The organism is Streptantibioticus parmotrematis, assembly GCF_019890615.1.
GTDB classification, from domain to species: domain Bacteria; phylum Actinomycetota; class Actinomycetes; order Streptomycetales; family Streptomycetaceae; genus Streptantibioticus_D; species Streptantibioticus_D parmotrematis.
On the sequence record NZ_JAINVZ010000024.1, the window covers coordinates 17,746 to 32,804 of the forward strand.

Genomic DNA, 15,059 nt, shown 5'->3' on the forward strand with positions numbered 1-15,059 from the left:
ATGAGGCCCCGGTCAGCCGACGCGCCGTCCAAGTACGAGAATTCGGGTGCGCATGGCACCGACCCTCCTCCCGCCACAGCCCACGTGTCAAGTGGGTGGGACGGACGTCTCATTATGTGAGCGCAGCGGAGGGCTGGCGAGCGGGTCGGGTCCGGCCGCGCCACCGCGTCTGACCGGCAGCGCTCCGGCGCCCGCGGTGACGACGTCACGCTCGGGTCCGCCCGGGACGGGGAAGACCCCGCGCAACAGGCAGCCGTGCAGCCGCGGGGAATCCAGCGGCCCCGCGAACGCCATGCCCTGGCCGTGGGTGCAGCCCATCTCGCGCAAGGCCACCGCCTGGTCGGGCCGGTCGACGCCCTCGGCGACCGACCGCAGTCCCAGGTCGCGGGCGATCCGCAGCAGACCCGAGGTGATCTTGTGCAGCCGGGCGGACTCGACCAGGCCCTCGGTGAAGGCCCGGTCCAGCTTGAGCACGTCGACCGGCAGCCGCCGCAGCGCCACCATCCCGGCGTACCCGGTGCCGAGGCCGCCCAGCGCGATCCGCACGCCGAGCCTGCGCAGCGCGCCGAGCCTGCGTTCCAGCTCGTCCAGCGGGACGCGCGGATCGTGGCCCGAGACCTCCAGGATCAGCGCGTCGGGCGGCAGCTCATGGCGTTCCAGCAGCGCTTCCAGCCGCTTGACCGGCAGTTCGCGGCTGAGCAGCTTGCCGGCCGGCACCGGCACGCACACCGGGACCCGGTGGCCCAGCCGGTGGCGGGTCGCGGCCTGTTCGACGGCCTCCTCCAGCAGCCATCTGCCGACCTCGGCGCGTTCGGCGCCGTCGGCCGAACCGGCGTCCACGAACCGCAGGAACTCGGCGGGCGTGAACAGGATGCCCTGCGCGCTGCGCCACCGGGCCTGCGCCTGGACGGTGTCGACGTCACCGCTGTCGAGGTCGACCACCGGCTGGTGCAGCAACGTGAACTCGCCGTCGCGCAGCGCGCTGCGCAGCCGGGCGGCCAGCTCCGCGCGGTGCGCCACCTCGCTGTGCATCTGCGGCGCGTACAGCTCCACGCGGTTCTTCCCGGCCGACTTCGCGCGGTACATCGCGAGGTCCGCGTTGCGCATCAGCTCGGCGGAGGTGATGCCGGGGGTGGCGAAGGCGACGCCGATGCTGGCGGCGACCCGCACCTGCGTCCTGCCCTCCCGCCGCCCTTCGGGGGCGCCGTGCTCCATGGGCGCGTCGCCGCCGGGCTTGCGGCCGCCGACGGAGACCACGTACGGCTCGGAGAGGGTCAGCCGCAGCCGTTCCGCGATCTCCACTATCTGCCGCTCGCGCACCTGGGGGTCGCCCTTGCCGCCACAGATGAGGGCGGCGAACTCGTCGCCGCCCAGCCGTGCCGCCGTGTCCCCGGCCCGGACCGAGTCCTGGAGCCGGCGCGCCGCCTGGATCAGCAGTTCGTCGCCGGCCTGGTGGCCGACGGTGTCGTTGACCGCCTTGAAGCCGTCGAGGTCGATGTAGAGCACGGCCGCCTCGCCGTCGTCGGCCCGGCGTCCGCCGAGGGCGTGCCCGACGCGTTCGGTGAACAGGGCGCGGTTGGGCAGGTCGGTGAGCGGGTCGTGGGAGGCGTTGTGCTGCAACTGGGCCTGCAGGCGCACCCGTTCGGTGACGTCGCGGCTGTTGAAGATCAGGCCGCCCTGGTAGCGGTTGACGGTGGACTCCACGTTGAGCCAGCCGCCGTCGCCGGAGCGCACCCGGCACTCGATGCGGGTGGCGGGCTCGGCGGACGGCTGCGCGGCGAGGAAGCGGCGCACCTCGTGCAGCATCCGGCCGAGGTCCTCGGGGTGGATGTGGGAGGCGAGTTCGGTGCCGACCATGGAGTCGGGGTCGCGGCCCAGGACCCCCTTGGCGGCCGGGCTGACGTAGCGCAGCACACCGGAGGGGGCGGCGATCATGATGACGTCGCTGGAGCCCTGCACCAGGGAGCGGAAGTGGTTCTCCTTCTGGGCGAGTTCCTGGGTGAGCGCGATGTTGTCCAGGAGCATGATGCCCTGGCGGACCACCAGCACCAGCGCCACCGTGCAGCCGGTGATCAGCACCACCCGGTCGATCTTGTGGCCGCCCAGGACGTTGTAGAGCATGCCCAGGGTGCAGACCGCGGCGGCGAGGTACGGGGTGAGCGCGCCGAGCGATCCGGCGGCCTTGCGCTCGGGGCGCACCCGGCGTGGTGGTGGTGGCGGCGCGCCGCGGTGGCCGACCCAGGGCGCGTACGCCATGAGCATGCTGGCGGCGAACCAGCCCGCGTCCAGGATCTGGCCGGAATGGTAGTCGCGACGCGGCAGCGGCGAGGTGTAGACGGCGTCGCACAGCACGGTCAGCGCGAGTGACGTGATGGCCGCGTTGACCGCGGGGCGGTCGGCGGCGGAGCGGCGGAAGTGCAGCGCCAGCACCAGGGAGACCAGCAGGATGTCGAAGACCGGGTAGGCGAGCGCGAGCGCCACGTGCGCCTTGCCGCGGCCGTCGAGCCCGGCGTCGTGCGCGAGCGCGAGACTCCAGGTGAGGGTCAGCAGCGAGCCCGCGATCAGCCAGGCGTCCAGCGTGAGGCAGACCCATCCGGCCCTGGTCACCGGGCGCTTGGCGAGGACCAGCAGTCCCACTATGGCCGGTGGCGCGAAGAGCAGGAAGCAGAAGTCGGCGGGCGAGACGTGCGGCATGGATTTGACGCCGAGCACGACCTCGTACCAGCCCCACGTGCCGTTGCCCGCGGCGAGCATGGCGGAGGAGACGGCGAACAGCACCCACGCGGGGCGGTTGGGCCCCGGGACGGTGCGGGCGTACCACAGGCACGACAGGCAGGCGGCGAGCCCCGCGGCGGCCAGCCCGAAGTCGCCCATGAACGCGGCGAGCGGCGGGGTGCCCCAGTCCAGCGCGGCCCCGGCCGCGTACCCGCCGCAGACCATGGCGACCAGGAGTTGGGGCAGCAGGCCCGCCCGGTCGCCTCCCGCCGGGCCGGGCAGCAACGCCCCTGACGCACTCACGCCGTACCCCGCCCGCGCACCCGGTGGCCGCCGCGCACCGCGTGGCGGAGGCGTCGGTTCCTGCGTACCGGTGTTGGTGTCCATAGGCCGTACATCGCCCGTCATCCCCCTCGTGCCCTGGGCCGGACCGGCCGTCCCGCCCGGACTCTCCAGACTCTTCATCCGGTGGTCGACGGCCGTTAGCGGTCCGGTCGACGCACCCCCGCTCGGGACGATACACCAGAGCGGTCACACAGGGACATAGCAGTTGTACTGAGCGTAACCGGGCGGATGATGGCGGTTGCGGAGCGCGTTCGTTCGGCGCCTGTGGGTGAGTTCGAGGCGGCGCTCACCCGGTCGCGACGACGTTCTCCAGCGGCTCCCCGGTGGTGAATCGCCGCAGCTGGGCGCGGATGAGGCGCTCGGCGCGCGGCTGGAACGCGGAGGTGCTGCCGCCGACGTGCGGGCTGATCAGCACGCCCGGCGCGTGCCAGAGCGGGTGGCCGGGCGGCAGCGGTTCGGGGTCCGTGACGTCCAGCGCGGCGCGCAGCCGGCCCGACTCCAGCTCCGCCAGCAGGGACTTGGTCTCCACCACCGGTCCGCGGGCCACGTTGACCAGCAGGGCGCCGTCCTTCATCCGGGCGAGGAAGTCGGCGTCCACCAGATGGCGGGTGGCGTCGGTGAGCGGGGTCGTGAGGATCACCACATCGGCGCGCGGGAGCAGTTGGGGTAGCTCACTGATGGCGTGCACCACTCCCCCGGGCGTCTCGCGCGCCGTGCGCGCCACCCGTACGACGGCGCACTCGAACGGCGTGAGCCGGGCCTCGACCGCCGCGCCGATCGAGCCGTACCCGACGATCAGCACCGTGCGGTCGGCGAGCGCGGGGTAGACGCCCGCGTACCAGCGCTCCGCGTCCTGGCCGCGCACGAAGCGCGGGATGGCGCGCAGCGAGGCCAGGGTGAGAGTGAGGGCGAGTTCCGCGGTGCTCGCCTCGTGCACGCCGCGGGCGTTGCACAGCACCGTGCCGGGCGGGATCGCGTCGAGGACGTTGTCCACGCCCGCGGTGAGCGTCTGGACCACGCGCGGGCGTGCGCCGTGGCGCAGCGGGCGCGTGACGACCTGCGGGGGCTTCATGTACGGCGGCACGTAGAAGTCGACGCCGACGGGGTCGCTGGGGAAGTCCCCCTCGCCGTCCCAGTGGAGGTACTCGGGCCCTTCGGGCAGTCCCGGCAGGCGGTCGGGCGGGATGGGCAGCCAGACCGTCGGGTGCCGGTCGGGCGCGGTGTCAGCGGTGGAGTCGGCCATGCGGTCGAGGCTAAGCCAGGGGTGGGGGTCGGCGCCGGGGACGGGGGTGTCGTGGCGGGGCGTTACCGTGGTCCGGCGGGTGCGGGGGGATGCGAGGAGGCAGGACCAGGTGGAGCGCAGGACGATCGGTGCGTCTGCCCTCGAAGTGGGCGCGGTGGGACTGGGCTGCATGCCGATGAGCTGGGCCTACACCACCTCGCAGCGGGACGGCGAGCGGTCGCTGCGCGCGGTGCACGCGGCGCTGGACGCGGGCGTGACGCTGCTGGACACCGCCGACATGTACGGGCCGTTCACGAACGAGCTGTTGCTCGGACGGGTGTTGAAGGAGCGGCGCGAGGAGGCGTTCGTCGCCACCAAGTGCGGGCTGCTCGTCGGCGAGCAGCACCTCGTGGCCAATGGGCGTCCCGGCTACGTCAGGAGGGCGTGCGACGCGTCGCTGCGGCGGTTGCAGACCGACGTGATCGACCTGTACCAGCTGCACCGCGTCGACCCGGAGGTGCCGGTCGAGGAGACGTGGGGCGCGATGGCCGAACTGGTCGCCGCGGGCAAGGTGCGGGCGCTCGGGCTGTGCGCCCTGGAGCCGGGCGGCACGGGACGGGGCCGCAGGACGGAGTCCGCTCCGTACGCGCAGGCGCTGCGTCAACTGGAGCGCGCGCAGCAGGTGTTCCCGGTCTCGTGCGTGCAGGCGGAGCTGTCGGTGTGGGCGCCCGGGGCCGCGGCGGCCCTGCTGCCGTGGTGCGCGGCGCGGGGCGTCGGCTTCCTGGCGGCGATGCCTCTGGGGAACGGTTTCCTCACCGGGACGTTGACGCCCGGGCAGGGCTTCGAGCCGGACGACGTACGGGCACGGCACCCACGCTTCACGGCCGAGATGATGGCCGCGAACCAGTCGATCGTGGTCGGTCTGCGCCGCGTGGCGGAACGGCACGGGGTGACGCCGGCCCAGATCGCGCTGGCGTGGGTCCTCGCGCGGGGCCCCCACGTGATTCCCGTGCCGGGCGCGAAGCGGGAGCGGTGGGCGGTGGAGAACGCGGGGGCCGCGGGGGTGCGGTTGACGGAGGGGGACGTGAGGGAGCTGGCGGGGTTGCCTTCGGCGCGGGGGTCGTGGGACTGAGCTGTCGTTTGTGGCCGGCCTCGTGTGCGGAGTGTTACGTCTGCGCCGCTGCGCGGCTTGAGGGGGGCGGAGGCGGGGAGCCATGGTGCTGCGCACCAGCTTGGAGTCCGGCCGCTGCGCGCCCGGCAGGGCAGGCATGGTTCGCGAATCGCTTGCTTCGCCGTTGTCACCGACAAGCTTTTCGGGGCGCCAATTCCTTGCCGGTGACAACGAGGTGACAAGCGATCGGCGAAGGGTGCGACCGCCCCAGCCCGGCACCCTCTGGCCGCGCAGCGGCCAGGTGTCGGCAGGTGCGCAGCACATAGCCTCCCGCCTCCGCCCCCTCAAGCCGCGCAGCGGCGCAGACGTAGCACTCCGCGGAATCCCCCGATCACCCAGCCGCCGCTCGTTCCTGGTCCGGGAAGAGGGACAACCGGTGCGCCAGTGCCGCTGCCTCGCCCCGGCCTGAAACGCCCAGCTTCGCGAGGATGTTGGAGACGTGGACACTCGCCGTCTTCGGGGAGATGAACAACTCCTCCGCTATCCGCCGGTTGCTGTGGCCCGCCGCGACCAGGCGCAGGACGTCGCGTTCGCGCGGGGTGAGGCCCAGATCCTGCGCCGGGGTCTGCGGGACCTCGCCCAGCGGCAGGCGGGCGCGCCGGGCGAGGAGTTCGACCGCCTCGCGCAACGGGCGGGCGCCCAGCCGTTCCGCGCTCTCGTGCGCCTGGGCCAGCAGCCGCCCGGCGAGGTCACGGGCCGTGCTGTCGTCGGCGAGCAGCGTCCGCGCCCAGTGGTGGCGGGCGGTCGCCAGCAGGTGGGGGCGCTCCAGCGGTTCGAACGCGGTGGCCGCCGCGGCCCAGTCCTCCACCCGGTCGCGGCCGTCGGCCCGGCGCAGTTCGGCCTCGACCAGCGTTCCGTACGCCCGCCACAGCGCGACCGGCTGCGGCAGCGCCCGCGCCGCCTCGGCGATCCGCCGCAGCACGGCGTCCCGCCCCTCCTCGGCCCCCGGCAGTCCGCGCGCGTCCGCCTCGGCGGTGGCGGCGGCCAGCAGCAGCGGCCAGGCATAGCGGTGCGCCCCGGGCGGGAAGCCCCGGTCCACCGCCCGGCTCAGCATCTCGCGCGCTTCCGCGATCCTGCCACGGGTGCCGGCGAGCGCGATGGCCAGGCGGAAGCACCACACGGCGTGCTCCGGCCGTGTCTCGTTCTTCTCCTCGTCCTCGCGCAGCGCCGCCAACGCGCTTTCCGCGCGGTCGAGTTCGCCGCGGCCGAGGGCGATGTCGGCGAGCAGGAAGTGGACGCTCGCCCGGGGCATCACGTTGGTGGCCAGGCGCATGGCCTTGGCGGCGAGCTCCTCCGCCTCGTCCCAGCGTCCCAGCGCGAACAGCGAATCGGCCTTGTTCGAGTAGGCCCACGCGAGGGACTCGACCAGCCCGAACCTCCGGTGCGCGGCGATGCCCTCGGTGGCCACCTCCACGGCCTGCGCCGATCTGCCCACCGACTCCAGCGCGGAGGCGTAGTTGACGTGGCAGCGGCCCAGCACGCTCACGTTGCCGAGTGCGACGACCCGGGCGCACACGGCCGCCATCTCGGCGAGGCCGCCCTCGACGTCCCCGGAGTCGACCTTGAGCGTGCCGAGGGTGAGCCGGGCGTGCAGCTCGATGCCTTCGGCGCCGACGAGGCGGGCGAGTTCCACGGCGCGTTCGGCGGTCGCGTAGGCCTCGGGGCCCGGCTGGTGGATCATGCCCCAGCCGGCGACCAGCGCGAGCACCTCCGCGTGCACGGCGGACGGCGGCAGCCCGCGGACCAGTTCCTGCGCGCGGCTCAGCTCCGCCCAGCCGTCACCGCGGCCGAGCCCTTCCATCACCCGGGACCGCTGCGTCCAGAACCACGCCGCCCGCAGCGGGTCGCGGCCGTCGTCCAGCAGGCGCAGGGCGCGCTTGCTGATGGCCAGGGAGCGTTCGCGGCGGCCGGACAGGTACGCGGCGACGACCGTCTCGGCGAGCAGGTCGGTGAAGCTGGGGCCCTCGTCGTCCCCGCCGCACGCGGGGTAGACGTCCACGCCGTAGTCGAACGGGTCCTGGGACTCGCGCAGTTCCCGCGGGGCGTCCTCCCACAGTTCCAACGCGCGTTCCAGCAGGCGCAGTTGCTCGGCGTACGCGTACCGCCGCCGGGCCTCGACGGCGGCGGCGAGCACCGCGGGCAGCGCCTTGGCCGGGTCGTGGGCGTGGTACCAGTAGCTGGCCAGCCGGGCCGCGCGCTCGGCGGAGCGCACCAGCGTGGGGTCGGCCTCCAGGGCTTGCGCGTAGCGGCGGTTGAGGCGGGAGCGTTCGCCGAGGAGCAGGTCGTCGACGACCGCCTCGCGCACCAGCGCGTGCCGGAAGCGGTAGCCGTCGCCGTCCGCGGTGGGCAGCAGGATGTTGGCACCGACCGCGCCGCGCAGCGCCTCGATCAGGTCGTCCTCGCCGAGCCCGGTGACCTCGGCGAGCAGCGCGTACTCCACCTCGGAGCCGCCCTCGGCCAGGATGCGGGCGACGCGCTGGGCGTCGGACGGCAGCGCCTCCACGCGTACCAGCAGCAGGTCGCGCAGCGATTCGCTCAGTCCGGTGCGGCAGCCCTGGGCGATGCTGCACGCGAGTTCCTCGACGAAGAACGCGTTGCCCTCGGAGCGGGCGAAGACCCGGTCGACCAGGGCGCTGTCCGGCGGCGCGCCCTGGATGCCGGCTATCTGCGCGTGCACCTCGTCGCGGTTGAAGCGGGCGAGTTCGACGCGCGGCACGGTGCGCATCCGGTCGAGTTCGGCGAGGAAGGGGCGCAGCGGGTGGCGGCGGTGGATGTCGTCGGAGCGGTAGGTGGCGACGATGACCAGGCGGGCGGCGCCCAGTGAACGGAAGAGGTAGGCGAGCAGTTCGCGGGTGGAGCTGTCGGCCCAGTGCAGGTCCTCGATGGCGAGGATCAGGGTGCGCTCGGCGGCCAGCCGCTCCAGCAGGCGCGCGGTCAGCTCGAACAGCCGGGCCCTGCCCTCCTGGTCGTGCGCCTCGCGGGTGGTCTCCCCCAACTCCGGCAGCAGGCGGGCGAGTTCGCCCTCCTGACCGGCGGCGGCGCGGGCCAGCTCGTCGCCGAGCCTGCGGTGCAGGGCGCGCAGCGCGGTGGCGACGGGCGCGAACGGCAGTCCGTCCGCGCCGACTTCGACGCAGCCGCCGACCGCGACGACCGCCCCGGACCGGCAGGCGCCGGACAGGAACTCCTCGACGAGCCGGGTCTTGCCGACCCCGGCCTCGCCGCCGACGAGCACGGCTTGCGGCTCGCCGGCGGCGGCACGGGTGAGCGCTGTCTGCAGCGCGGTCAGTTCGGCCGCGCGACCGACGAACACCGGGGATACGGACTGGGTCTGCACGGGTCCGAGCATCCCACAGGGGTCGGACAACAGGGCAGGTCCAGGCGCGTCCGCAGCGATCACCGTCACAGCGCTCACCCGCCTCAGGCGGCGGTCCGCAGTCGGGACCGCAACCGGGCCACGGCCGAGTCCCCCGACGCCCGGCCGTGGCGCTGTGAGCCGCCGCCTCGGCGGCGGGATCGGGCGGCTTGCACGCCTTGGGCGGAGTCGGCCTCCACCTCGTAGTCGGCGTTCACGGCCTCGTCCAGCATCCGGGCCCGTTCTGCGGCGGCGCGCAGCTCGGACTCGCGGTAGCGCAGCTGGGCCTCGTGGTAGTACATGGTTCCCCCTGGCAAGAAGGTGCCTCGCGGCGGCCGGGGACCGGTGTCCCCGACTGCCTCAAGACTCGTCTCCCAGGGGGGTGCGCCGCATCGGGCGACTGCCCGATCTCCGTTCGGTCGCCCGCCTTAGGCGGGGTGCCTATCGCGGGTCGGGGGCCTTAGGCAGTTCGCCGATCCGGGGTGCGGGCACCTCAGGCAGCGCCGGTACCGCCTCAGTTCTGGGCTCAGTACCGGGCTCAGTTCCGGGCGGTTCGATGCTCAGGCGCGGCAGTCTGCGCTCCAGCCAGCCCGGCAGCCACCAGTTGGCGCCGCCGAGCAGGTGCATCAGCGCCGGCACCAGCAGCGTGCGCAGTACGAACGCGTCCAGGGCGACGGCCGTGGCCAGCCCGATGCCGAACATCGCGATCACCCGGTCGCCGCTGAGCACGAAGGCGAGGAAGACGGAGATCATGATGACGGCCGCCGAGTTGATGACCCGGCTGGTCTCCGCGAGGCCGACGCGTACCGCACGCCGGTTGTCGCGGGTCTCCAGCCACTCCTCGTACATCCGGGAGACCAGGAAGACCTGGTAGTCCATGGAGAGTCCGAAGAGCACCGAGACCATGATGACCGGCAGGAACGGCTCGATCGGCCCGGCGCGGCCCAGGCCCATCAGTTCGCTGCCCCAGCCCCACTGGAAGATCGCGACGACCACGCCGAACGAGGACGCCACGGCGGCGACGTTCATCACGGCGGCCTTCAGCGGGATGCCGAGGCTGCGGAACGCGAGCAGCAGCAGGGTGCCGCCCAGGGCGATGACCACGCCGATGAACAGCGGCAGTTTGCCGAGGATGACGCCTGCGAAGTCGTCGTAGGCCGCGGTGACGCCGCCGACGTGGACGCGCAGCGAGGTGCCGTGCTCGGCGAGCGGGATGACGTCGCCGCGCAGGTGCGTGATGAGGCGGCTGGTGGCCTGCGACTGCGGTGAGGTGGTCGGCACGACGGTGAGCGACTCGATGCCGCCCGCGCCGGGGGTGGGCGTCGTGACGTCGGCGACGCCGGGGGTGTGGCGCAGGGTGTCGGTGAGGTGGGCGAGGGCCACCTTGCCCGCGGCGTCGTGGGTCTCGGCGACGACCTGGAGCGGCCCGTTGACGCCGGGGCCGAAGCCCTTGGCGACCAGGTCGTAGGCGGTGCGGGTGGTCGAGCCCGCCGGGTCGTTGCCCTGGTCGGAGGTGCCCAGGTGCAACGAGAGCGTGGGCAGCGCCAGCACCAGCATCACGGCCGCCGCGACGCCCGCCAGCAGCTTGGGGTGGCGTTCGACGAACGCCGACCAGCGGGCGGCGAGGCCGGTCGGCACGTCGGGGGCCGGGCCGTGCTCGGCGAGCCGGGCGCGTTCGCGGCGGCTGAGCGCCCGCATCCCGATCACCCCGAGCAGCGCGGGCAGCAGCGTCACCGAGGCGGCGACGGTGAGCAGGACGGTGAGCGAGGAGGCGACGGCGACGCCGTTGAGGAAGCTCAGGCGCAGGATGAACATGCCCAGCACGGCGACGCAGACGGTGCCGCCCGCGAAGCACACCGCGCGCCCTGAGGTGGCGACGGCGTTCTCGGCGGCCTGCTGGACGCTCAGTCCTCGCCGCAGGCCGCGCCGGTGTCTGGTGACGATGAACAGCGCGTAGTCGATGCCGACGCCGAGGCCGATGAGGGTGCCGAGCATGGGGGCGAAGTCGGCGACCGTCATGACGTGGCTGAGCAGTTCGATGCCCATGACGGCGGTGCCGACGGCCATCACCGCGGAGGCGATCGGCAGGAACATCGCGGCGAGCGAGCCGAAGGCCAGGAAGAGCACGACGGCGGCGACCGCGACGCCGACGATCTCGGACAGCTGCCCGCCGGTCTTCTGGGTCAGGCCGATGGCGTCGCCGCCCAGTTCGACCTGGAGGTCGTGGGTGCCGGCCGCCTTGGCGGTGTCGACCACGCGCTGGACCTGGGCGGCGCTGAGGTGTTCGGCGTCCGCGTCGAAGGTGATGGTCGCGTAGGCGGTGTGGCCGTCGCGGCTGATCTGGCCCGCGGCCGGGTCGGGGGTGGCGGCGTGGCCGTAGGGGCCGGTGACCTCGGTGACGCCCGGCAGGTGGGAGACCTGGTCGAGGGCTTCGGTCATGCGCTGCTCGACGGCGGCGGCCCGCACGGTTTCGTGGCCGGTGTGCCAGACGATGGTGTCACTCGACCCGGCGCGGCCGGGGAACGCCTTGGCCATCAAGGTGGCGGCGGTGCCGGACTCGGTGCCGGGCACGTCGTAGGTGTCGGAGTACGCGGAGCCGGTGGCGACGGCCGCCGCGGTGAGGCCGCAGAACGTGGCGACCCACAGCGCGATGACGACGAGACGGCGGCGCACACACCACCGAGCAAGTAGGGCCATACCCTGCTTTCCAGTCTTGAGCGGAGCTTTCGCCGGTGCGTCGGGGAGGTGAACTCCGCGCGGCCTTCGGCGGGAAAGGCCCTCAAAGAACTTCGCGTACAGCGGACCACTCTGACAGGGCGGGGAGATCCTTTGCGCCTTTCGTGGGGTTCATCACAGATCCGCAACGGTTCGTCATGAACACGAAAAAGCGGCCCTCTCGCACGGAGAGGACCGCTTTTCGATCATTGTCGTGCTTATGGCGTTTTTACCCGCGCAGGTGACGGCGTGGGCAAGGCTGCGGCGTCAGCCCTGGACACCCAGCCTCTCCAGGATCAGCTCACGCACCCGGGCGGCGTCCGCCTGGCCGCGTGTGGCCTTCATCACGGCGCCGACCAGCGCACCGGCCGCCGCCACCTTGCCGTCGCGGATCTTGTCGGCGATGCCCGGGTTGCCCGCGATCGCCTCGTCCACGGCCGCGCCGAGCGCGCCCTCGTCGGAGACCACGGCCAGACCCCGCTTGTCGACGACCTGGTCCGGGTCGCCCTCACCGGCGAGCACGCCCTCGATGACCTGGCGGGCCAGCTTGTCGTTGAGCTTGCCCTCGGCGACCAGCGCGCAGACCCGGGCGACCTGCGCCGGGGTGATCGGCAGTGCCGCGAGCTCCACGCCGTCCTCGTTGGAACGGCGGGCCAGCTCGCCCATCCACCACTTGCGGGCCTGGTCGGCCGGGGCACCGGCGTCCACCGTCGCCACGATCAGGTCGATCGCACCGGCGTTGAGCACCGACTGCATCTCGTGGTCGGAGATGCCCCACTCCTCGCGCAGCCGCTCGCGGCGCACCCGCGGCAGCTCCGGCAGCGTCGCGCGCAGTTCCTCGACCCACTCGCGGGACGGGGCGACCGGCACCAGGTCCGGCTCGGGGAAGTAGCGGTAGTCCTCCGCCTCCTCCTTGATCCGGCCGGAGGTGGTGGAGCCGTCCTCCTCGTGGAAGTGCCGGGTCTCCTGGATGATCGTGCCGCCGCCGGAGAGCACCGCGGCGTGCCGCTGGATCTCGAACCGCGCCGCCCGCTCCACGCTGCGCAGGGAGTTGACGTTCTTGGTCTCCGAACGGGTGCCGAACTTCTCGGTGCCGTGCGGGCGCAGCGACAGGTTGACGTCGCAACGCATCTGGCCCATCTCCATGCGGGCCTCGGACACGCCCAGCGCGCGGATCAGCTCACGCAGCTCCGCCACGTACGCGCGCGCCACCTCCGGAGCCCGCTCGCCCGCGCCCTCGATCGGCTTGGTGACGATCTCGATGAGCGGGATGCCGGCCCGGTTGTAGTCCAGCAGCGAGTGCGAGGCGCCGTGGATGCGGCCGGTCGCGCCACCGATGTGGGTGGACTTGCCGGTGTCCTCCTCCATGTGGGCGCGTTCGATCTCGACCCGGAAGACCTCCCCGTCCTCCAGCGCGACGTCCAGGTAGCCGTTGAAGGCGATCGGCTCGTCGTACTGCGAGGTCTGGAAGTTCTTCGGCATGTCCGGATAGAAGTAGTTCTTCCGGGCGAAACGGCACCACTGCGCGATCTCGCAGTTCAGCGCGAGACCGATCTTGATCGCCGACTCCACGCCGACCGCGTTGACCACCGGCAGCGAGCCGGGCAGCCCCAGACAGGTCGGGCAGACTTGCGAGTTGGGCTCGGCGCCCAGCTCGGTCGAGCACCCGCAGAACATCTTCGTCCTGGTGCCCAGCTCGACATGGACCTCAAGGCCCATGACGGGGTCGTACGACGCGAGCGCGTCCTCGTACGACACCAGGTCGTCAGTGACAGTCACGGAAATTTCCCTCTCAGCCCGCGTCGTCAGTCGGCGAGGACGTCGTCGCTGTTCATGTTCCGCAGCTCGCGGACGAGGACGGCCACGCCGGTGACGATGACCGCGCCGCGCACGACCGCGTCGATCACCTTGAGCGTGTCGCTGTCGCCGCGCGCGGTGCGGAACTGCTTGATGACACCCACCGCGCCGAAGAGCGTGGTGCCGATGGACAGGTAGGTGCCAGGCCGTGACTTCTTGAATCCCTTGGCCTTGTCCAGCTTTCCGGTCATAGCGTCGGTGCCTCCTCCAGCAGCGGGTGCCCCCAGCGGGCGATGAACGCGGACTCGACCGCCGCGCCGACCCGGTAGAGCCGGTCGTCGGCCAGGGCGGGCGCGATGATCTGGAGGCCGACCGGCAGGCCGTCCTCCGGGGCCAGGCCGCACGGCAGCGACATCGCCGCGTTGCCGGCCAGGTTGGACGGGATGGTGCACAGGTCGGCGAGGTACATCGCCATCGGGTCGTCGGCCCGCTCCCCGATCGGGAACGCGGTGGTCGGCGTGGTCGGCGAGACCAGCACGTCCACGTCGCCGAAGGCCCGCTCGAAGTCCCGCGTGATCAGCGTGCGGACCTTCTGGGCACTGCCGTAGTACGCGTCGTAGTAGCCGGAGCTGAGCGCGTACGTGCCGAGCATGATGCGGCGCTTGACCTCGGCGCCGAAGCCCGCCTCACGGGTGAGCGCGGTGACCTCCTCGGCGCTGTGCGTGCCGTCGTCGCCGACCCGCAGGCCGTAGCGCATCGCGTCGAACCGGGCGAGGTTCGAGGAGCACTCGGAGGGCGCGATCAGGTAGTACGCGGCCAGCGCGTAGGTGAACGACGGGCAGGAGACCTCGACGATCTCGGCGCCCAGCTCGCGCAGCAGCTCCACGGACTCGTGGAACCGCGTCATCACGCCGTCCTGGTACCCCTCGCCGCCGAACTCCTTGACGACGCCGACCCGCAGGCCGCGCACGTCGCCGTTGCGGGCCGCCTCGACGACCGCCGGAACCGGCGCGTCGACGGACGTCGAGTCCAGCGGGTCGTGGCCCGCGATCGCCTCGTGCAGCAGCGCGGCGTCCAGCACCGTGCGCGCGCACGGGCCGCCCTGGTCCAGCGACGAGGAGAACGCCACCATGCCGTAACGGGAGACCGCGCCGTAGGTCGGCTTGACGCCGACCGTGCCGGTGACGGCGGCGGGCTGGCGGATGGAGCCACCGGTGTCGGTGCCGATCGCCAGCGGCGCCTGGAACGAGGCGAGCGCCGCGGAGGAGCCGCCGCCGGAGCCGCCGGGGATGCGGGTGAGGTCCCACGGGTTGCCGGTCGGGCCGAACGCGCTGTTCTCGGTGGAGGACCCCATGGCGAACTCGTCCATGTTGGTCTTGCCGAGGATCACCACGCCGGCTTCCTTGAGCCTGCGGGTCAAGGTCGCGTCGTACGGCGGGATCCAGCCGTCGAGGATCTTCGAGCCGACGGTGGTCGGCACGCCCTCGGTGGTGAAGATGTCCTTGAGCGCGAGCGGGACGCCGGCCAGCGGGCCGAGTTCCTCGCCCTTGGCGCGCTTGGCGTCGACCGCGCGGGCGGCGGCGAGCGCCCCCTCGGTGTCGACGTGCAGGAACGCGTGCACCTTCTCGTCGATGGCGTCGATGCGGTCCAGGTGGGCCTGGGCGACGTCCACCGCGGAAGTCTCGCCGGAGGCGATCGCTTCCGCGGTCTGCGCCGCGGTGAGCCTGGTCAGGTCGGCCATG

The 15,059-nt window shown here is 72.8% G+C and carries 9 protein-coding genes; 1 reads left to right on the forward strand and 8 read right to left on the reverse strand.

Annotated features, from left to right (window positions below):
• Positions 1-87: 87 nt before the first annotated feature.
• Positions 88-3,018 (reverse strand): putative bifunctional diguanylate cyclase/phosphodiesterase, encoded by a 2,931-nt coding sequence (locus K7472_RS26640; protein ID WP_372458081.1) that lies wholly within the window; start codon positions 3,016-3,018, stop codon positions 88-90.
• 328 nt (positions 3,019-3,346) lie between these two features.
• Complete coding sequence (locus K7472_RS26645; protein ID WP_222981121.1) at positions 3,347-4,303, reverse strand: 2-hydroxyacid dehydrogenase; 957 nt, start codon at positions 4,301-4,303, stop codon at positions 3,347-3,349.
• Between the two features lie 109 nt (positions 4,304-4,412).
• Here K7472_RS26645 and K7472_RS26650 point away from each other — a divergent pair, with 109 nt between their 5' ends.
• The gene (locus K7472_RS26650; RefSeq protein ID WP_222981122.1) at positions 4,413-5,414 is read left to right on the forward strand and encodes an aldo/keto reductase; all 1,002 of its coding nucleotides are present in this window, start codon (positions 4,413-4,415) and stop codon (positions 5,412-5,414) included.
• 370 nt (positions 5,415-5,784) lie between these two features.
• Here the strand turns inward: K7472_RS26650 and K7472_RS26655 are convergent, their stop codons facing one another.
• The 6 genes from K7472_RS26655 to gatA all read right to left on the reverse strand — a co-directional run bounded on the left by K7472_RS26655 (position 5,785) and on the right by gatA (position 15,058).
• The gene (locus K7472_RS26655; protein WP_222981123.1) at positions 5,785-8,799 is read right to left on the reverse strand and encodes a helix-turn-helix transcriptional regulator; all 3,015 of its coding nucleotides are present in this window, start codon (positions 8,797-8,799) and stop codon (positions 5,785-5,787) included.
• 71 nt (positions 8,800-8,870) lie between these two features.
• On the reverse strand, positions 8,871-9,107 hold the full coding sequence (locus K7472_RS26660; RefSeq protein WP_222981124.1) for a hypothetical protein: 237 nt from the start codon (positions 9,105-9,107) through the stop codon (positions 8,871-8,873).
• Between the two features lie 139 nt (positions 9,108-9,246).
• Positions 9,247-11,502: an MMPL family transporter gene (locus K7472_RS26665; protein ID WP_222981125.1), complete on the reverse strand. Its 2,256-nt coding sequence runs from the start codon at positions 11,500-11,502 to the stop codon at positions 9,247-9,249.
• Positions 11,503-11,787: 285 nt separating this feature from the next.
• A complete protein-coding gene (gatB, locus tag K7472_RS26670; protein ID WP_222981126.1) occupies positions 11,788-13,299 on the reverse strand; it encodes an Asp-tRNA(Asn)/Glu-tRNA(Gln) amidotransferase subunit GatB in 1,512 nt (503 codons plus the stop codon).
• Positions 13,300-13,325: 26 nt separating this feature from the next.
• Entirely contained in the window at positions 13,326-13,568 is a 243-nt protein-coding gene (locus tag K7472_RS26675) for a hypothetical protein (RefSeq protein WP_222981127.1), read from the reverse strand.
• Entirely contained in the window at positions 13,565-15,058 is a 1,494-nt protein-coding gene (gene gatA, locus K7472_RS26680) for an Asp-tRNA(Asn)/Glu-tRNA(Gln) amidotransferase subunit GatA (RefSeq protein ID WP_222981128.1), read from the reverse strand. Before gatA ends, K7472_RS26675 begins: the two co-directional genes overlap by 4 nt.
• Between the last annotated feature and the right edge of the window lies 1 nt (position 15,059).